An 18659-nucleotide genomic window follows, 5' to 3' on the forward strand; every position below is an offset into this window, starting at 1 on the left:
TGACACGAGTCGGCAAACAAATTTCGGCCCCTGGGCGGCGCACGTGACGGGCAGGTGATTGACACGCTTTCGGTCTGCGTCCGATGCGGGGCAGTATCACTAAAACTCCGTTTTGGGTCGTCGATAATTACACCTAGAGTGATATTATTGGTGCATGAAAGGTGATGATCGATTCCTGGCGCTGGCTGACCTCGCCCAGGACCAGTGGGGTATGTTCACCTCAGCGCAGGCCGCCGAGTCGGGCGTAAGTGCGCAACACCTCAAGCGGTTGGCAGACCGATTCATCCTCACCCGCATCAGACATGGCGTGTACCGGCTGACAGGGACGCCGATTCACCCCACCGATCACGTGCGCGCCCAGTGGCTTGCACTCGACCCGACACGCTCGGCGACAGAGCGCATCGGCAGTGCCGATCCCCGCGGGGTCGCCTCTCATCGAACGGCTGCCGACTTGAGACAACTCGGCGACATCGATGCTGACATTGCAGAGTTCACCGTTCCGCGCCGGCGCAACACACGTAGCGACGGAGTCCGTTTCCACGTCGCCACGCTGGACCCCACACACTGGTCTCTACTCGATGGCCTGCCCGTCACGACGACAGCAAGGACGATCGTCGACCTCGCATCTTCTCGAACAGACGGTGGACACCTCGCTGGCGTGGTGTGGGATGCATTGCGCACCGATCAGGTCTCGCGGGGGCAGTTGGAGTCCGAACTGCGCCCATTTGCGCACCTCTACGGCGCACCCCTCGGTGACGGAGCAGGGTTGATCGCCGCCCTCATCGACGATGTCGCCGCCTCGGACCTGAGGTCCGCACCGACCGATACGAGAGCCTCTCGCCAGGAGGAAGCCGCTGGCGAGGTCGGGCACGGTCCCGGCGTCCTGAATATTCTGCGTGATCCCGCCCTGCCCGCCGCACTTCGCGCGCTGCGTAAACAAGGAATCGTATAGTGGCACAACACTATCCGTCGGCAGCAGCATTTCACCGGGCACTGCTGGCACGCCTGGGAAGCCAGGCAAAGACATCCGGTCGCACGACTGAGGAACTTCAACGCGAGTACTTCACCCAGCGGTTCCTGGCGAGGGTGTTCTCGTCACCTGATTCGCGGTGGATCCTCACCGGAGGCGGTGGAATGCTCGTTCGCATCCCTGGGGCCCGTCACAGCCAAGACGTCGATCTGCTTCATCCCGGAACAGACATCATCGGTGCCGTCGACGAACTACGAGCTCTAAGCGTCCGCCCGGACCTGGACCGGTTCACTTTCGAGATCGAGGCGAAAGGATCACTGACCGGCGTCAGTCGGGGTGCTCAATTGAAAGCAACCGTTTATCTCGGCACTACGCGCGTAGGAAACTTTCCGATCGACATTGCGATCGAACGCACCTTGATCGGACCGGTGGAACGACTACAGCCCCGCCCTGCCGTCGAGATCGCAGACGTCTCGACGCTGCCGGCCTTCACGGTCGTACCTATCGCTGACCAGATCGCTGACAAACTGTGCGCGATGTACGAACTTCACGGGCCTCAGAAGGTCACTCCCTCAACGCGATTCCGTGATCTCGTTGATCTGCTACTCATCATCACCTCATGCACGGTCGACGCCAAAGACACTGTGAACGCACTACGGGCCCAACAAACCCGCCGCGTGCTCACACTCCCCCACACGCTTGCATCTCCCGGGCCGAGCTGGGCCGCCGGCTATCGTGCACTCGCGTCGAAGACATCGTTGAAATCCGAGCTTCATACGCTCGACGACGCACTCGCCGAGCTCAGCCGTGCACTGTCTCCATTGCTGTCGGGGCGGAGATCCACAGGGACATGGGACCCCGCCGCGCGGCAGTGGGTGCCGGCCGAGCTCGACTGAGGTCACACCAGTTCAGGTACCTGAACAGGCTTGCGGATCGAGACGTAGGAACTGTCCGGAATCGCAAGATCGCCCACCTCGTCGGTGTCACTGCGCCAGGTCAACGAGAGCAACGAGTCTTCGATGATGTCGGGCTCGGGTTCGGTGTCGACAACGACCCACTCGTCGGTGTCCTCCATCAACAACAGATCACCCAGTGCCACGTCAGCGGCGCGAACATCCTGGACAGGTCCGTATTGGTCCTCGTGTTCGTCTCCACTGGCGAATGCATAGTCCGATTCCTCGCTTAGAGCCGCATCATCGACCGCCTCCTTGACGACGGTGAGTCTGGTTCGGGTCTGGTCGAGGTTCGACTGTTCTGTTCGGATTGCAGGATCGGCCAGTTTGTCGAGAAACGCCGCCGCAGCTGCGGGATCGTTTTTCGCGAGCGTCGGTCTGCGGTAGGTGTCGAGGTCGACGAAGTCCGCCATCGCTGGTCGCTTCGTCGGAGTTTCGGGCGCCCCCAACAGACCCAACAATGCGGTCGGCGATGCGATTCGGCGATCGGTATCGCGGTTCATCCGTGCTCGCTTGAGTACCGGGTCGAGGTCGGGCCGGTCACTGGCAAGGACCCAGTCAGCGGCGACGTAGTCGAAATAGGTCAAAGGTGCGGGTTCTGACGTTTCGTCGGAGGCGTCGATGTCCGGGAGAGATTCCGGAGGAACGATCAGCAACCGCGGGTGTCTGGTCACCGGTGGCCGGAGCCTGTCGAGGAGATCGGCGTCCGGAGTACCGTCACGGGTCTTTCGTGGATCCGGCACGCGGTAGCACTGGATTTCGAGCGGCTGATAGTTGTCGGTGACAGTGGTGCCTCGCCCGCGGCACTTGCGCGGAACGCTCGTGCCGATCGTCGGAGACTGCCACATCATGGTGGCCGCTTGAGGTGAGAGCCGTCCCATGGAGATGCGCATCGCGAAGTTGTCGCGCATGTCGCCGAGGAAGTAGATCGCGTCGGGACGCTGAGTACCGAAGACCAGATGCACTCGCGAGGTACGCGCTTTGCGTGCCATCGACGCCAGCATGGCGAGCACCGGTGGTTGTCTCGGGCCGCCTTTCGGTTTGACCGAGGTGTACCAGTCTTCGACATTGCCGCGGAATTCCGCCCACTCGTCGAGGAACACCAGCACCGGTTCGAAATCCGCTTCCGTTGCCTCGCCGGTGACGATCTTCTGGTAGCGGTACTCCATCAAGTCGCGTGCACGATGCACCATCGCAACTTGCTGCTCGATGGTCGTGGCGACCACTTGGACGTTGGGCCAGTCCTGGAAGCCGAGGAATTCGACATATTTTCCATCGAGCACCCAGATCGGCCATCCGCGGCGCGAGAAGTTGACCAACAGGTTGTGTGCCGTCACTGTCTTGCCGCTACCGGGAGGTCCGATCAGCATCAGATTCGGATCGATCGCGGGGCGCCACACCACCTCGTTGCCGTCTTCGTCGACCCCGTAGGGGATCTCCACTGAGTCGTAGCTGGCCAACAAATCGACATCCGGGTCGATGTCCGGGGCGGGCAGCCAAACGCTGTCGGGGAACGCAGCACGTTGCTCGAACGTCACCTCGTCCGTGTGATGGTTCCACTTTGCACGCCAGCGTCCGGGGAACATCGCATTGATCGCGCGTTCGACACGAGTGCGATAGCCATCAGACACGAGCTTCGATCCGATTTCGTGCCGCACCATCATGGAGGTGACTTCACCTGTCTTGGTATCGACATCAATCGCAGTCACTGTTGCGGTCGGTCCCAGCAGTTGCCCGACATAGCGTTTTGCACGCGCCACCGCTTCACTGTCAGAGGGCTCTCGTTCCGGCTCCGCTGCGGGCGTGAAGATCAACCGCCGACGGTTGGGATCGTGCTCGGCGAGTGCAAAGAACCCCCACCCCTGGTCTTCGAAAACCTCGCAAATGTCGTCGAACCATGTGTCGTCGTTCAGCGGCTGCGCCGACGTGTAATACACGGTGAGTTTTCCCGGCACGCCCGGAGTCCCTCCGCTCCACTTCGATACCGACAACACCGCCCGCGTCGCTTCCGGGATTCCCATGACTGGGCAGAGTCGTTCGATTACTTCGTCGACCTCGACATCGCGCAGTTGTTTTTTCTTCCCCGCGACTCCGGCGTACACCGCGCCTATCGACAGTCCTGCGGCCGCCGGAACTGACAAGGCGGCATACCCGAACAGCGGCGCCCCGGCGCCGACACCCACTGCCGCGCTTCCGAGGCAGAAGCTGTCGCGAACCCAAGTCCGCGACCGCGCCGGCAGTGAACTTATGCGAGGGGTACGAGCGAATCTGGCGGGAGCCTTTTCCTGCGCAGGACTCGTCATCGCCGACCCCCGATCACCCGACGGCGATCGAATCCGGTCTGCATCTGCATGGCGCTCCTCCTGTGGTCGGCCAACCGCGCGCACGCGCAGTTGCCTCGAATGGTTCTTCTACTCGCAGGAAGATCCCGCCAACCCGAGCTGAGTGACATCGCGGCCGAAGAAATCTCTCTCCACTTTCACTCAAGCCGGAACAGCTACGTGTAAATCCGACACCGCCCCGCATCAGATGCACCACGAGTGAGATGTTCATGGGAGGCATCCCATGGCACTCCCACGGCAACTCCCCTTCGCGGAACTCGTAGAACAACTCGCGCTCACATCAATAGTGTTCAGACTCATTGAATCTGATGTTTCTCCGCGGCATCGACCTGGGAGGAATCATTTTGGTTGAGCCGGCGGGATTCGGTGCGGCTCAAAGTACCTGAGGCGCGTAGAAGCGCCAAGGCCGTCCTTAAGGTGCAGCGAGTTCCGTCGATCCTCGCCACATCTCGACACCGGGCCACATCAAGGTTTTCGAACTTGCCGGGCGGCGGTTCAACATGCGTTGCCTGTACTCGTGGGGTTGGGTAAGTGAGGTCTCGTCGAGAACGTCGGGTACAACCGAGACGAGGTCGGGGAGACATCGGTAATTTCACGCTCGGTTAGATGGTGCCGCACACCACACCTGGCTTGGTGACGATTCGACGGTGGCGTGTCTACATCACCTTCGAGTTCGGCGGTTTCGTCCACACTGCAGTATGGGAACGTACGCCGGCGGGAGTAAAGTTGACCGGAACAGTGGTGGTGGGGCCCACCACCAAATGCGGTGTTCGCGCCGCCAACGGTCCCTACCTCGAATCGAGCGACGTATCGCTCGGAAAGGTAGGCCGCTCTGCCGCATCGCATCGGTGAAGGCACCGGAAAATACCGCGACGGTGTGGCTGCCGATTCTCGGCATCGTCGACACCTTTCGGGGCGTCGTCGACGCGCAGGACCGCTCGGAACTTCACCATTCTTCGAACAGCAGAGATCACGGCCGAAGGTTCCGCTATGTACACAGCTCACCAGCCCACGACGGGACGATTCCTCAACTCTCCCAACCGTATTGCGATTGCAGGGGACTGGCATGCCGACACTCGATATGCGGTCGAGGCGATCGAACATGCAGCCAAACGCAATGCGAACGTGGTAGTCCATCTCGGCGACTTCGGGTATCGCTTCACCGACGCCTACCTCGATGCACTCGACGCTGCTCTCACCGAGTTCGATCTGGTCCTGGGTTTCGTGGACGGCAATCATGAAGCGTTCGACGCGCTGTTGGCGCGTCCCGTCGCACCGGACGGTCTTCGGTACCTGCGAGAACGGATCGTGCATCTGCCCCGTGGATTGCGGTGGTCGTGGGGATCGACGACATGCCTGGCGATGGGTGGCGCGTACTCCATCGATCGGTTCTTACGGATCGAGGGCACGTCGTGGTGGCCGCAGGAAACGATCGACACCGGCGAGATGGACGCGGCGATCACCGGTGGCCTCGCGGATGTCATGTTCTGTCATGACTGCCCGGCCGGAATTCCGGTTCCCGGAATGCAGCGCGATCGGTACGGCTTCCCACCACGGGAATTGGCCGCGTCGGAAGCCAATCGGCAACGATTACGGGAGATCGTCGATCACGTGCAACCGGCACGCCTGTGGCACGGCCATTTCCACCACCGTCACCAGGCACTGCTGCACGGCACAGGTTATCGAACGCTCATCGACGGTCTGGGCCGCAACCATGATCCGATCGACAACAACATGGTCGTGGTGAACCTCGCCGATCTCGGTCGTCACCGGTGGAGTTGTCGAGGGCAATCCGCGGCGTCGGCTCCCGGGTTTTCAACGCCGGAGGACCTTCCCGACGGTGTCCTTCCGTCGTATACCGCGTGAGGGGTGCCGCGGCGATCGAACCGCCGCCATAGCAGTCCTCACTTCCGATGTCCGCCTGCTCGTGTGCCTCGGAATCAGACAGGGTCGGCTCGTCCGCGCATCCTGCGCTCACATGTGCTGTTCTTCTGCACGGCACGGGATTTCGAGTTCTTCGACGCGGGTTCGGTGACCGCATGCTGGTCAGGCAGGATCGACACGGAGTATTCTGATAGTTAGCTTGCATGGCGGTGGGACTCGCCACAATGTGCGCTCATCCGGCATCCGTACGGGTGGAGCCAACGGTTCCTGGTCAGATATTCGATGCTGACCGGGGCCGCACTGATCACGAGGATCTAACAGCTCGGTCGACTGACCGAGAGGAGATCCGGATGAACGTCCGACCGCCCCTTCCAATGCACAATGTCGACGCCATTCATCGCACGTACGCACCCGACGACGACGCGGCAGCTATGACAGCCGAGAGTTTTCGCAGCATCCTCTTCGAAAACCCCGCAACCGCACCACCTCTCGAGACGAATCCGCCCGAGTTCTTCGGCGATCTGAACCTCGAGCAGGTCGTGACATCGATCGTCGCCGGCCACGAGGAGTACGACCTCGAGCAGTTCTTCCACACGGCCCTGACCGATACCGCGGCGATCACCTACCGACACGAGGTCTTCCGCGACGTGCAGATGGAGGAGGTGCGGTCGGCGGTCGACGAGTTCGCGGCCGGGATGCACGAGATGCGCACACACCTCGCCCGTGCCCGTAAGCGGTACTACCCCCGCGAACAGCAGGCCTGGTTTCTCATGGCTGTCCGCGTTTTCGCCGTGGCCACTACCCGCTTGTCCGACAACCTCACTGTTCTGTCCCTACGATCGTCGGGTCTGCGTAGATTCCGCGACTACCTCGCCGATTATCTCCAGGGCCCGGAGTTCTCCACGCTGCGAGGTGATCTGGACAATGTCGAGCGGGCACTGTCGGGCATCCGGTACTGCCTGATCATCAAGGGTGACCGCATCACGGTCCGAAGATATGACGGCGAATCGGACTACAGCACTGAGGTGGAGAGAACATTCGAGAAGTTCAAGCAAGGCGAGGTGCGTGAGCACCATCTCCGCAACACCGCCGGGTGGGGGTTGAACCACGTCGAAGCGCACGTACTGGATCTTCTCGCCCGACTACATCCCCGCGAGTTCGCAGAACTGAACCAGTTCTGTCAGCACAACCGTGGATTCCTCGACCGGGTCATCGACGACTTCGACCGCGAGATCCAGTTCTACCTCGTCTATCTCGACTACCTCGACCGGTTCGAACACGCCGGCCTGCAGTTCTGCTACCCCCACGTCACCGATCGGTCCCATGAGGTCAGCGCGTTCGACACATTCGATATCGCGCTCGCCGAACGCCTTGTTCCCGAACGAGCGGTGGTGTGCAACGACTTCGCACTGACGGGCCGAGAACGCGTCATCGTGGTCAGTGGACCCAATCAGGGCGGCAAGACCACCTTCGCGCGCACCTTCGGACAAATGCACTACCTGGGCCGCCTGGGCTGCCTTGTCCCTGGCCACCGGGCCCGATTGCATCTCTACGATCACCTGTTCACACATTTCGAACGCGAGGAGGTCATCACCAACCTCAGCGGCAAACTCCAGGACGAACTCGAGCGGATTCACGACATTCTCGACCAGGCCACCAGCGAGAGCATCGTCATCATGAACGAAACCTTCACCTCCACCACCGTCAAGGACGCCCGTCTTCTCGGCGGCGCCGTGCTCAACCGGATCATCGACCGCGGCATGCTCGGTGTGTACGTCACGTTCGTCGACGAGTTGTCGAGGCTGAACGAGGCCACCGTCAGCATGGTCGCCGCCGTCGACCCCGACGATCCGGCGCATCGCACCTTCACCCTCGTCCGCCAGCGCGCGGACGGCCTGGCGTATGCCCTCACGCTCGCAGAAAAGTACCGCCTGACCTACCAGCAGGTGAAGGAACGTCGATCATGAAAGCACACCTGATGTACCGCAGCCGCGACTTCGCCGCCGGAACCGAACTACCCTCTCACGCCACCGATCTGAGGAAAGACCTCGAACTCGACACCATGCTCGATGCAATGGCCGAAGGTGATTCTTTCCTGCGCGGTGTGGCCGACGCCGCGCTGCTGACGACAGTGACCGACCCGGATGCCATCATCTACCGGCAACAGATACTGCGCGACTGCTTCGCGCAGCCCGCCGTGGTCACGCAGATGTACCAGCTTGCCGTCGAGGCGATCGAACGCGAACACAAGCAGTACTATCCACTGCTGATCCATTCCCCCGATCCGGTCCTGCACCGATCCATTGAGGTACTCGAGATGTTCCTCGACATGCTTGCCCGACTCAAGAACATCGGAGCCGAACATTCCGCGGAGTTCACATCGGAGGGGTTCACGACACTGTTCACCACGCTCGCCCGTGAACTCGACGACACCTTCTTCCGTAGCGCGCGGGACCAACTCGAGCAGTTGCACTTTCCTCAAGGTGCGCTGCTCAGTGCCACCCTGGGCGAGGGCAACAAAGGTGAGAGATACGTTCTCCACGAACCGCCTCATCGGCGGTGGTGGGAACGGATTTTCGCGATGCAGGAGCCGGTCTCCTACAGCTTCGAGATCGCCGACCGCGATATCGCCGGCGCACAGGCACTGGGCGATCTGAAGGGACAAGGGGTAATCCTCGTCGCTAACGCCCTCGCCCAATCCGCCGACCACATCCTGAGCTTCTTTCGGATGCTGCGCACAGAACTCGGCTTCTACATCGGCGCCCTGAATCTCGCCCGGCACCTCGCCGCACTCGACGAACCCATCTGTTTCCCCGAACCCACGCGCCCCGGAGAAACCGTGTTCACCTGCACCGGAATGTACGACGTGGCACTGAGCCTGACCGCCGAAGATCGTGTGGTGGGCAACGACATCGCCGCCGACGGGAACACACTGGTGATGATCACGGGCGCCAACCAGGGTGGGAAGTCGAGATTCCTGCGCAGCGTCGGGCTTACCCAACTGATGATGCAAGCCGGACTGTTCGCGCCCGCACAATCGATGCGGGCCACTGCGCGCCCCGGCGTCTACACCCATTTCAAGAGGGAAGAAGACGCCGCCATGCAGCGCGGCAAACTCGACGAGGAACTTCACCGGATGAGCCGGACTATCGACCTGATGCCGACGAACGCGATGTTGCTGTGCAACGAATCCTTCGCCTCCACCAACGAACGTGAAGGCTCGCAGATAGCGAGTTCGATCCTTCACGGGCTGGTGGACACCGGAACCACCGTCTTCTTCGTGACCCACATGTTCGACCTCGCCGACAGCCTCCACACCGAGGCCAGCGACACCACTCTCTTCCTCCGCGCCGAACGGAGACCGGACGGGGAGCGCACCTTCCGGATCATCCCGGGCGCACCGTTGCCCACCAGTTTCGGCGAGGACCTCTACCAGCGAATCTTCGGAGTGCGCCTCGAGCATTCGTCTCTGATCTGACTGCTACCTGACACGAAAGATGCGATTCTCGACGGGAGTGGCGTGCTCTTACCTGGGTTTAGCCGGGTCGGCGAAGAGTTGTTCACTGTTTAGTCGGGCCCACTGCTCGACGCCGACCTTGCATCGTGATGGTGATTGCGTTGTGCTCCGGTTGTTCGGGCGCAGTGGCCCCTGAAAGTAGAGGACGAAGCGGCCCGGTCGAGAGTTTTTCGACGAGTGCGGTCACATACTTGCGCAGTACTAGTGCGGTGACCAGACCAACGACGAATCCCACGACAAGACCGGCGATGACGTCGTGGGGGTAGTGGGCACCGACGTAGACGCGAGAGAAGGCCATCAAGGCGGCGGCCACCGCTGCCACCGTGCCCCATCGCCAGCTGACGAAAAACAGGGCGGCGGCGACCGCGGCGGCGACGACGGTGTGGTTACTGGGAAACGAATAGTCCGCCAGAGGTGGACACTTTTCGAGAATGAACGCAGTTGGATAGGAGTTGCAGGGCCGCGGCTCCTCGACCACCCCTTTGACCGCGTCGTTGACCAGGTACGCGGCGACCGCGGCGATGGGTGCGGCCACGACGGCGGCCATGGTCGCCGAGTCTTCGCGCCGGGCTTTCCACCACGCAGCGATGATCAGCACACCGAAGAAGGCGATGCCGATGCTGGTGTACAGATACATCGGCTCGTTGAGCCACGGTGTGTCTCGGGCGAAATCGGTCACGTCGATATACGACGATCCGTCGATTCCGGATCCGTCGAGCGCAAGATTGTGTGTGTTCATGTCCTCGTTCGTCTGTCGTCGTCAGTCGGTTGCGCCGGTTTGTCGCAGCACCCGGTCCGGCGAATCGGCCGCCGGAGAACTCGACTGCCCACTCCCGTGGCGGATCGTCCACGATTGCCCATCCCGGTACGCGATGCCGTCACCACTGTGTGCACCAGCCGCCCGTCACCGGCCTCTCCGTGCGCAGTCTTCACCGATGGCGCTGTGTATTTGCTGAGAACCGCTGCCCGCCGGTGGTTCGCTCTTTTCGGAGTCGCTTGTCGCGCAGGGGTGCGGCAGATCGTCGATAGCTGGTGTACGCGGCCCTCGGTCCTTGTCTCAGCGCATGATTCGAGTACCTGCGCAGCGTCGCCCGGTCATGCCGTTGTCCAGTTGCGGCGGTCACGGGGTTGCAGCAGCGGCGATGCGAGCACCGACGCGAACATCCACGCCGCCACGTACCCGAACGCCACCATCGGCGAGATCAGCGACCACAAGATCCCGGCGATGACCGTCGAACCCATGTCACCGAACGCCTGCACCAAGCCGAGAACCCCGAAACCGTTGCCGCGCAGACCCTCCGGCAACGTCTTCGCGACCGCTGTCGATTCGGCCGTCTCGGCCGCGCCGATCCCGAGACCTGCGAGAACGAACCCCAACAGAAGCAGTGGCCACGCGTGCGGACCGACAGCGAACACCAGATACCCCGCCACGTAGACGAGCGCGCTACTCGCGAACACCAGCCGCGGGCCGATGCGGTCCGAGAGTTGCCCGGCGACAAGCGAACACACCGTAGCGGCGGCGTTGTGTGCGACGTAGAGCAGGATCGCCAGGCTGGTGGCCGCAGTGAGATCCCGACCTCCGCTCTGCAGGAGATCCGTCGCCCGCAGGATCAGCAGGGTGGTGGCGAGATTGCCGAGTTCGAACATTGCCACCGGCGTCAATGTGCGGGCGAACCCCACTTCCCGCAGCTCCCGCAGGTTCAGTGTGAGGGTCCGCCGGCCGGCTGGTTCACCGAGGGAGCGTTTGGCTTCGCGGGCGGCGATCAGGATCGCCACCGCCGCGAGGATGCCCGGAACGATCGAGAGGACCATCGCATGCCGGACACCGACGACGGCGACCAGGATCGATGCCGCCAACGGCCCGATGATCGCCCCGGCATTATCGCCCGCACGCTCGACACCGAATGCCCGCCCGTACGAGTCGTCACGCGAGAGCGAGGTCAGCAGCATGTCGCGGGCGGGTGAACGCACCCCTCGTGAGATCCACGCGAACGAGCGCAGGAACGCCACCTGCCACACCGCGGTGGTCAGCCCGATCGCGGCGGTGGCGATCGCAGTGCCGACATAGCCGGAGGCGGCCAGCCTGGACCTGCGGGCAGGGTCGTTCGACAACGGGCCGCCAGCGAGCTTGGCGAGCCCGGTCAACGCGTCCGCGGTGCCGTCGATCGCTCCGAGCGCCCCCGGGCCGGCATGCAGGGTGGAGGTGAGGAACGTCGGGAGCAGGCTGGTGACCAGTTCGTGGCTGGCGTCGCTGAACAGGGACGCCCCACCCACCCCGAGCACTCCCGGGGTCAACCAGCGACTGTCGGTCGGTTCGGAGTTCGGTGGGTCGGCAGGTCGAGACGCCTCCGTCACGACGGTAGCCCGTAGCGCAGGCGGGGGTTGGCGTCGGCGATCTGCAGGAGGCGGTTGTACTTCGCGACCCGTTCCCCGCGGGCGGGCGCACCGGATTTGATCTGGCCGCATCCGGATGCGACGGCGAGGTCGGCGATGAAGGTGTCGTCGGTTTCGCCGGAGCGGTGCGAGATCATCGCCCCGTATCCGGCGTCTCGACATATTTTCAGCGCCTCGAGGGTTTCGGTGACGGTGCCGATCTGGTTGACCTTGATCAGGGCCGCGTTGCCCACACCGGCGGCGATGGCGTCGGTGATGATGGCCGGGTTGGTGACGAAGTTGTCGTCACCGACGATCTGGATCCGATCGCCGAGGGTGGTGGTGAGGTGTTTCCACCCGTCGAGGTCGCCTTCGCTCAATCCGTCTTCGATGCTCCAGATGGGGTATTCGTCGACCAGACGTTCGTACCGGCTGATCATCTCGGCGCTGGTGACGTGTTGCCCGGAAACCTCGTAGAAGTCGTGGGTGTGGAATTCGCTCGCCGCCGGATCCAACGCGATCGCCACGTCGCCGAGCCCGGGGATGTAGCCGGCCTTCTTGATCGCATCGACGAGCAGGGTGAGCACTTCTTCCGGCCATGCCACCTCGGGCGCGAAGCCGCCTTCGTCGCCGAGACCTGTTGCGAGGTTGCGGTGTTCGAGCGAGCTTCGGAGGTCGGCATAAATTTCCGATCCGGCCCGCACGGCATCGGCCATCGATGGGGCACCGAGGGGGGCGATCATGAATTCTTGGAACTGCAGGGCGTTCGGGGCGTGGCGGCCACCGTTGACGACGTTGAAATGCGGTACCGGTAGCCGCGGCTGCACACCGTCCGGGGTCAGCGCGCGCCACAACGGTTGCTTCGCACTGGCGGCGAAGGCGCGGGCCGCGGCGATGGAGACACCGACGATGGCATTGGCACCGAGATGTGATTTGTCGGCGGTTCCGTCGAGTCGGATCATCACACGATCGACGTCGGCGAGTGTTTCGAAGACTCTGCCGGTCAGCGCATCTGCGATGGGGCCGTTGACGTGGGCGAGCGCCCGCGAGACTCCGCGGCCGTGGAAGCGGGCGCGATCGTGATCGCGCAGTTCCACCGCTTCCCGGGTTCCGGTCGAGGCTCCGGAGGGGACACCGGCGCAGACGACGGTCCGATCGGAGAGTTCCGCGGTCACCGATAGGGTCGGATTTCCGCGTGAATCCAGGATTTCCACCGCGCGAATGGTCGAGAATGTGACAGACATCGGGTCCCCCTCGGGATGTGGTTGCCGCTGACCGGCTACCGACACCTCGTGGGTAGGAGTCCCGGCCAGCGTTGTGTGCTGGACCAGGGACCGTTGGCGTTCCGCTCCGTCGGGTGCGAAATGCGGTTATGGCGAGCCCCACCGCCATGATCGTGGATTTCACGTTACGCCGCGATGGGGGAATGGAGCGAGCCGAAGCCGGCACCCGCCGGCGACGAATTCGTTCACGAGAGGAGTGGGGTCGTGAGGCTCGAGTGTCCCGGAGGCGACAGCCGCGGCCCAGTCAGGATATATTCATCAATGACAGGCGATGGATCTCCGCCTAGACACACCCTCCGGAGGGTTGTCTGAACCGCCCCACTCCCGGGGCTGATGGCTCCTTCCCACCGTGGAAGGACTGTGCCTGTGACCCGCCCCACCGATCCCGCACCGACGCTGCCGGTCGACCCCGATTCCGTTCCCCGCGAGCCGGGGCCGCTGCATGTGCGCCCCTCGGCCATCGCCGCCGTCGCCGCAGGTGGGCTGCTCGGCGCGCCGCTGCGCTACGGACTGGGCGTCGCGTTCCCCACCTCGGCCGGACAATTCCCGTGGACGACGTTCGCGATCAACATCGCCGGCGCCCTGCTGTTGGGATTGTTGCTCGAAGCCCTCACCCGCCTCGGTGAAGACGCCGGGTGGCTCCGGCGGGTGCGGTTGTGTGTCGGCACCGGTGTGCTCGGCTCGTTCACCACCTACAGCACCCTCGCCGTGGACACCGATCTGCTTCTCCGTGATCACCACCTGTGGTCCGCGGTTCTCTACGCGGTGGCCAGTGTGGCGGTCGGTCTCCTCACAACCGCCGCCGGAATCGCGGCCGGGGCACGGATCCAGACCCAACTCAAGGAGGACGGGCGGTGATCACACTGTGGATTGCACTCGCCGGTAGCGCCGGCGCGGTGAGCCGGTTCGTTCTCGACGGGGCGATCCGAACCCGGCGTAGTGCCGAATTCCCCTGGGCCACAGTGATCATCAACATCACCGGCTCCTTGATCCTGGGACTGGTCACCGGAGCCGTCCTCTTCCACGGCGCCTCGCGCGAGCTGCAGTTGATCGTCGGAGTCGGGTTCTGCGGCGGGTACACCACCTTCAGCACGGCAAGTTTCGAAACGGTGCGGCTGATTCAACGCCAACGCTATTGGCCCGCTTTCGGTAATGCGGTCGGGACTCTGGCCCTGACCGTGACGGCCGGCGCCGCAGGTCTCGCGTTGGCGGGACTGTGAGGAGAACACGATGAGCAAAGACGCACGTCACCGGTTCACCGAGAACTTGAGGTCACTCGAACCGCTGCATATCGACGGGCCACCGGCAGTGCCTGCGCCGGCGTGTCATCTGGTGGTCGGCTTCGACCGCAATGCCGGCTCCCATTCGGCATTGCGGTTCGCGGTCGACTTCGCGCTGCGCATCAATGCCGGTGTGCACGTGGCGCACAGTGTCGACCCGAACGATCTCCCCATCGATCCAGATTCCCCCAACTACGAGAGGGAACTCGCCGACGGACTCGAATCCGAACGTAGCGAGGCGTGCGCGATGCTCGCACCGCTGCCCGGGAACTGGTCGTACGACTGCACCCACGAGGATCCGATGCGGCTACTGATCTCGATCGCCGAGCGTCACGACGCGCTGATGATCATCATCGGCACTCCGCGGCGCGGCTTCGTCTCGATGATGGAACGGGTGTCCGGTGAGTCGGTGTCCGCGCACCTGATCCACAAAGGCCACCGGCCGCTGTTGATGATTCCGGCGCAGGCCCGGTTCTCCGGATGGACGGCCACACCGTGATGGCTGCTCCGCCATCGAGGACAGAGAATGACGGAAGGACACACACCTAGTGCCTGATCGGACCGATGGGCAGGAAATAACCAGCACTGCTACCCGCATACCGTTGACACCGTGGCGATTCATCGTCGCGTTCGGCACGGTCAGCTTGCTCGCAGACTTCGTGTACGAGGGCGCCCGTTCGATCACCGGGCCGCTACTCGCCTCACTCGGTGCCACCGCCCTGGTCGTCGGCATCGTCACCGGTATCGGTGAAGCCGCAGCCCTGATGCTCCGACTGGTTTCAGGTCCGCTAGCGGACCGAACCCGCAAATTCTGGACATGGACCATCTCCGGCTATGCCCTGACCGTGGTGACAGTTCCGTTGCTCGGCATCGCGGGAACACTCTGGGTGGCATGTGCATTGGTCATCGCCGAACGCGTCGGCAAAGCCGTCCGAAGCCCCGCAAAGGACACTCTCCTCTCCCACGCCACCGCTGCGACCGGCCGCGGTCGCGGTTTCGCCGTCCACGAAGCACTCGATCAAGTCGGCGCGCTGATCGGTCCGCTGGTGGTCGCTCTCGTCCTGGCAATCACCGGCGGAGACTACGGGCCTGCATTGGGGATTCTGGCGCTACCGGGCGTGGGAGTAATCGCGATGCTGGTGTGGTTGCGAGCCCGCGTCCCCGACCCGGTGCTCTACGAAATTCCCCACCGCACCGAGCCAGGTGAGGAGACCAACCCCGATCATCTCGCCCACGCCCCTCGAACCCACTGGTGGCAGTCTCTGCCCGAATCGTTCTGGGTCTATTCCGGGTTCTCTGCCGCGACGATGATCGGATTCGCCACCTTCGGGGTGCTCTCCTTCCATCTGGTCGCTCGCAATATCCTGCCCGCGGCTGCCGTCCCGCTCGTGTATGCCGCGGCGATGGGCGCCGACGCTGTCGCTGCACTGGTAACAGGATGGGCATACGACAAGGTCGGCGCGAAAGTACTCGGTAGTCTTCCCGTCCTTGCCGCTCTCGTGCCTGTGCTGGCATTCACCGACTCCGTGGTCGCGGTGATCGCCGGCGCGCTGGTATGGGGAGCGGCCGTCGGCGTGCAGGAGTCGACGCTGCGCGCGGTCGTCGCCGACCTCGTCCCACCACCTCGCCGTGCCACCGCCTACGGTCTTTACGCCGCGATCATCGGAGTCGCCACCGCCGTGGGCGGGGCCTTGACCGGACTCCTCTACGAAGTCTCGATCCCGATCTTGATCGGCACCGTCGTCACCATTCAAATTCTCGCTGTCGTGTGCCTGATCGGCACCACACACATTCGATCTCACACCAGTCGTTCCCCTTCCTGAATTCATCCTCCGATCGGACGGTTCCTTTCGTGTCCCACCACCCCGATACCCCTGGCCAACCGTGGATCCGGCCGCTGATCGCGGCGATCACCTGTTTTGCCGTGTTGCTCGTCGTCGGTGTCTTCTCGAAGACGTGGGTCATCGAGCACGGACTGGATCTCGACGAAGGGATCGAACGCCACCGCACATCGTGGGGCGTCGTGTTGGCTGAGGTGGTGACCGATTGTGCGCAACCTGCGGTCGGAGTCGGCGTCGTCTTCGTTCTCGCAGCCTGGCTCGGGATGCGTCGGCGCCGCTCGGACGCGATCCTCGTTCTGGCGATCATGGCGGGAACACTGATCGTCTCGACCGTCGCCAAGTATGCAATCCGGGAGCCCCGGCCTCCGGTGTCGTTGTGGGCGATGACGCCGGACACACACTGGTCGTTCCCCTCTGGACATACCGCCGTGGCAGCGGCGGGTGTCGGCATCATTGTTCTGCTGACCGCACACTCACGCTCGGCACTGCGCAGGGGCGCCCGTCTTCTCGCAGTCCTGTTCGCCCTCACCGTCGCCGCATCACGCCTGTATCTGGGGGTGCACTACCCCAGCGACGTGATTGCCAGCTTCCTCGCCGCCGCCACCGCCATTCTCGCGGTTCATGTCGGCTCTCACATCCCTGCCGGGTTCCGCTTGGTGACCGGCCGATGGCTACGTAATGGCATCGACGCGCCGAATGTCGTTGACATCGAAGAACCGATGAGAGAGGACTCGTCATGACCTCGCAGCTCTACCTCGTCCGCCACGGACAAACCGCCCTCAACGCCGAAGGCCGCCTACGCGGCCTGGCCGATCCACCGCTCGACGAGATCGGCGAGCGACAAGCCGCCGCCGTAGCGAGGGCCCTGAGCGATATCGGAGCGAGCCTTGTTCTGTCCAGTCCACTCCGCCGCGCCGTCCGCACCGCGCAGATCATCGCCGAGGCGCTGGGCATAGAGCAGCGCATCGATGCACGCTTGAACGACCGCGACTACGGGTTCTGGACCGGGCACCGTAAGAGTGAGGTACTAGCAGAATGGGGCACCGTCGATGCAGCGCCCGGGGTGGAGACGTCCGAGACGGTTCTTACCCGTGTCCTGCCCGCACTCGACGAATTCGCGGTACCGGGCGCCGATTCGACACCGTTGATCGTCGTCACCCACGACGCCGTCATCCGGCCACTGATGCTGCACATCGACCCGGACGCAACGACGATCACCGTCCCCACAGGGTCCTACCAGGTGCTCATCTACCTCGAGGGGAGGTGGAGAATCGATCTCATCGATCAGCAACCCCTCTGACCATCACCTCGGATGAAAAGCGTCACCCATCCCGTCCCGGTGCCCGGCAGTGCGACTGCCCTTGCGAGCCTGCGAATTCCGGGCGAGCCTGCGACTTCCGGCACCAGATGCGATGGTCGTCCACCGTTCCAGGAGACCCCATGAACAGCCAGCAGAAGATTTCGCACGCGGCGCACTCACCACTGACCTGTCATCTGCACGAAACCCGCTCACATCTACCCGTCGCAGGTCACATCGTTGCCGGCCTCGGTTCCGGCGCCCCTAGCAGTAACGCACTGACATTCGCCACGGATTTCGCAGCGAAGCAGGGCGCAGCATTGCATATCGTGCACTGCATCGACGTCGAAGACATGCCCGTCGAAACCGATTCCCCCTATTACGAAGATCGCTTCCACCAGGCTGTCACCGCCCAACGCGATCGCGCACTCGCGATACTGCACGCCTTCCCCGGTAACTGGACCTACGACTGCCAGCGCGCCGAACCTGCACAATATTTGATGACAATCGCCGACACATACGGGGCCTTCGTCATCGTGATCGGCGCTCCGCGCCTGGGAGCGGTATCGGCCGGCGGCACTCTGTTCCACACCTCGGTCTCGAGCCGACTGGCCCGTCAGAACCGGTATGCACTGCTCCTGATTCCGGCTACCGTCTCCGCTGCAGCGTGGCCGGACAAATCCACGTGACTGTGTCGGCATTTCGCGCGCCCCGCCGTTCCGCGATGCGATAACGACGGACTGCTGTTCACCTGGTGACGACAGAGTACTGCGCTGATGCGAGACCGCTCAGAGTAGAGATTTCTCCGTGACGACACGCTGCCCGCGGAGAAGAACGCACATAAACTCATCCGCCAATCGGTAGTACATCTGTCGACCGTCTCGTGTCCGAAACAATCTTGCGATCATGAAGCATACGA

Annotated in this window: 17 protein-coding genes and 1 riboswitch; of the genes, 13 read left to right on the forward strand and 4 right to left on the reverse strand. The window is 63.2% G+C overall.

Translation table 11 applies throughout. The annotated features are described in order from the left end of the window. Window positions 1-154 precede the first annotated feature (154 nt). Together H7C86_RS20955 and H7C86_RS20960 are read left to right on the forward strand one after the other, a co-directional pair. Window positions 155-952, forward strand: a complete 798-nt coding sequence (locus H7C86_RS20955; protein WP_125053277.1) for a type IV toxin-antitoxin system AbiEi family antitoxin domain-containing protein — start codon at window positions 155-157, stop codon at window positions 950-952. Then, window positions 952-1866 (forward strand): nucleotidyl transferase AbiEii/AbiGii toxin family protein, encoded by a 915-nt coding sequence (locus tag H7C86_RS20960; RefSeq protein ID WP_182262168.1) that lies wholly within the window; start codon window positions 952-954, stop codon window positions 1864-1866. The genes H7C86_RS20955 and H7C86_RS20960 overlap by 1 nt, the downstream gene beginning before the upstream one ends. A 2-nt stretch (window positions 1867-1868) precedes the next feature. Here H7C86_RS20960 and H7C86_RS20965 read toward each other — a convergent pair whose 3' ends face one another. Beyond that, on the reverse strand, window positions 1869-4226 hold the full coding sequence (locus tag H7C86_RS20965) for an FtsK/SpoIIIE domain-containing protein (protein WP_225320448.1): 2358 nt from the start codon (window positions 4224-4226) through the stop codon (window positions 1869-1871). Window positions 4227-4871: 645 nt separating this feature from the next. On the opposite strand from H7C86_RS20965, the gene H7C86_RS20970 reads away from it, so the two are divergent. The 4 genes from H7C86_RS20970 to H7C86_RS20985 all read left to right on the forward strand — a co-directional run bounded on the left by H7C86_RS20970 (window position 4872) and on the right by H7C86_RS20985 (window position 9627). Further along, window positions 4872-5117 carry a hypothetical protein gene (locus tag H7C86_RS20970; RefSeq protein WP_064074688.1) on the forward strand — a complete coding sequence of 82 codons (246 nt, stop codon included), beginning with the start codon at window positions 4872-4874 and terminating at the stop codon, window positions 5115-5117. 138 nt (window positions 5118-5255) lie between these two features. Further along, window positions 5256-6131 carry a metallophosphoesterase gene (locus tag H7C86_RS20975; protein WP_064074689.1) on the forward strand — a complete coding sequence of 292 codons (876 nt, stop codon included), beginning with the start codon at window positions 5256-5258 and terminating at the stop codon, window positions 6129-6131. Between the two features lie 368 nt (window positions 6132-6499). Further along, the gene (locus H7C86_RS20980) at window positions 6500-8116 is read left to right on the forward strand and encodes a MutS-related protein (protein ID WP_197486185.1); all 1617 of its coding nucleotides are present in this window, start codon (window positions 6500-6502) and stop codon (window positions 8114-8116) included. Further along, window positions 8113-9627, forward strand: a complete 1515-nt coding sequence (locus H7C86_RS20985) for a MutS-related protein (protein WP_064074690.1) — start codon at window positions 8113-8115, stop codon at window positions 9625-9627. The genes H7C86_RS20980 and H7C86_RS20985 overlap by 4 nt, the downstream gene beginning before the upstream one ends. An 82-nt stretch (window positions 9628-9709) precedes the next feature. Here the strand turns inward: H7C86_RS20985 and H7C86_RS20990 are convergent, their stop codons facing one another. The 3 genes from H7C86_RS20990 to eno all read right to left on the reverse strand — a co-directional run bounded on the left by H7C86_RS20990 (window position 9710) and on the right by eno (window position 13283). Then, entirely contained in the window at window positions 9710-10405 is a 696-nt protein-coding gene (locus tag H7C86_RS20990; RefSeq protein WP_064074691.1) for a phosphatase PAP2 family protein, read from the reverse strand. A gap of 356 nt (window positions 10406-10761) precedes the next feature. Further along, window positions 10762-12021, reverse strand: a complete 1260-nt coding sequence (locus H7C86_RS20995) for an MFS transporter (RefSeq protein ID WP_064074692.1) — start codon at window positions 12019-12021, stop codon at window positions 10762-10764. Beyond that, a complete protein-coding gene (gene eno, locus H7C86_RS21000) occupies window positions 12018-13283 on the reverse strand; it encodes a phosphopyruvate hydratase (RefSeq protein WP_064074693.1) in 1266 nt (421 codons plus the stop codon). The genes H7C86_RS20995 and eno overlap by 4 nt, the downstream gene beginning before the upstream one ends. Window positions 13284-13580: 297 nt before the next feature. Then, window positions 13581-13672: riboswitch (Fluoride riboswitch) on the forward strand. On the opposite strand from eno, the gene H7C86_RS21005 reads away from it, so the two are divergent. The 7 genes from H7C86_RS21005 (at window position 13656) to H7C86_RS21035 (ending at window position 18429) form a co-directional block, all read left to right on the forward strand. Beyond that, complete coding sequence (locus H7C86_RS21005; RefSeq protein WP_064074694.1) at window positions 13656-14180, forward strand: CrcB family protein; 525 nt, start codon at window positions 13656-13658, stop codon at window positions 14178-14180. Its footprint overlaps the riboswitch before it by 17 nt. After that, window positions 14177-14542, forward strand: coding sequence for a fluoride efflux transporter CrcB (gene crcB, locus H7C86_RS21010; RefSeq protein WP_064074695.1), 366 nt, complete (start codon window positions 14177-14179; stop codon window positions 14540-14542). The genes H7C86_RS21005 and crcB overlap by 4 nt, the downstream gene beginning before the upstream one ends. Before the next feature lie 10 nt (window positions 14543-14552). After that, a complete protein-coding gene (locus tag H7C86_RS21015) occupies window positions 14553-15101 on the forward strand; it encodes a universal stress protein (RefSeq protein WP_064074696.1) in 549 nt (182 codons plus the stop codon). 49 nt (window positions 15102-15150) lie between these two features. Further along, window positions 15151-16425 carry an MFS transporter gene (locus H7C86_RS21020; RefSeq protein ID WP_371736607.1) on the forward strand — a complete coding sequence of 425 codons (1275 nt, stop codon included), beginning with the start codon at window positions 15151-15153 and terminating at the stop codon, window positions 16423-16425. Between the two features lie 29 nt (window positions 16426-16454). Then, window positions 16455-17183 carry a phosphatase PAP2 family protein gene (locus H7C86_RS21025; RefSeq protein WP_064074697.1) on the forward strand — a complete coding sequence of 243 codons (729 nt, stop codon included), beginning with the start codon at window positions 16455-16457 and terminating at the stop codon, window positions 17181-17183. Further along, window positions 17180-17743, forward strand: coding sequence for a histidine phosphatase family protein (locus tag H7C86_RS21030; RefSeq protein WP_064074698.1), 564 nt, complete (start codon window positions 17180-17182; stop codon window positions 17741-17743). The genes H7C86_RS21025 and H7C86_RS21030 overlap by 4 nt, the downstream gene beginning before the upstream one ends. Before the next feature lie 140 nt (window positions 17744-17883). Continuing rightward, window positions 17884-18429, forward strand: coding sequence for a universal stress protein (locus H7C86_RS21035; RefSeq protein WP_064074703.1), 546 nt, complete (start codon window positions 17884-17886; stop codon window positions 18427-18429). Window positions 18430-18659 lie beyond the last annotated feature (230 nt).

Origin of the sequence: Rhodococcus sp. UFZ-B548 (assembly GCF_903819475.1) — a bacterium.
In the GTDB taxonomy this organism is placed as follows: domain Bacteria; phylum Actinomycetota; class Actinomycetes; order Mycobacteriales; family Mycobacteriaceae; genus Rhodococcus_F; species Rhodococcus_F erythropolis.

What these genes read in the sequence shown, in the direction of transcription:
- H7C86_RS20955 (WP_125053277.1), top strand. Translation starts at nt 155, where the DNA reads ATGAAAGGTGATGATCGATTCCTGGCGCTGGCTGACCTCGCCCAGGAC.
- H7C86_RS20980 (WP_197486185.1), top strand. Translation starts at nt 6,500, where the DNA reads ATGAACGTCCGACCGCCCCTTCCAATGCACAATGTCGACGCCATTCAT.
- H7C86_RS20970 (WP_064074688.1), top strand. Translation starts at nt 4,872, where the DNA reads ATGGTGCCGCACACCACACCTGGCTTGGTGACGATTCGACGGTGGCGT.
- H7C86_RS20990 (WP_064074691.1), bottom strand. Translation starts at nt 10,405, where the DNA reads ATGAACACACACAATCTTGCGCTCGACGGATCCGGAATCGACGGATCG.
- H7C86_RS21015 (WP_064074696.1), top strand. Translation starts at nt 14,553, where the DNA reads ATGAGCAAAGACGCACGTCACCGGTTCACCGAGAACTTGAGGTCACTC.
- eno (WP_064074693.1), bottom strand. Translation starts at nt 13,283, where the DNA reads ATGTCTGTCACATTCTCGACCATTCGCGCGGTGGAAATCCTGGATTCA.
- H7C86_RS21005 (WP_064074694.1), top strand. Translation starts at nt 13,656, where the DNA reads ATGGCTCCTTCCCACCGTGGAAGGACTGTGCCTGTGACCCGCCCCACC.
- H7C86_RS20985 (WP_064074690.1), top strand. Translation starts at nt 8,113, where the DNA reads ATGAAAGCACACCTGATGTACCGCAGCCGCGACTTCGCCGCCGGAACC.
- H7C86_RS20965 (WP_225320448.1), bottom strand. Translation starts at nt 4,226, where the DNA reads ATGACGAGTCCTGCGCAGGAAAAGGCTCCCGCCAGATTCGCTCGTACC.
- H7C86_RS21030 (WP_064074698.1), top strand. Translation starts at nt 17,180, where the DNA reads ATGACCTCGCAGCTCTACCTCGTCCGCCACGGACAAACCGCCCTCAAC.
- H7C86_RS20975 (WP_064074689.1), top strand. Translation starts at nt 5,256, where the DNA reads ATGTACACAGCTCACCAGCCCACGACGGGACGATTCCTCAACTCTCCC.
- H7C86_RS21035 (WP_064074703.1), top strand. Translation starts at nt 17,884, where the DNA reads ATGAACAGCCAGCAGAAGATTTCGCACGCGGCGCACTCACCACTGACC.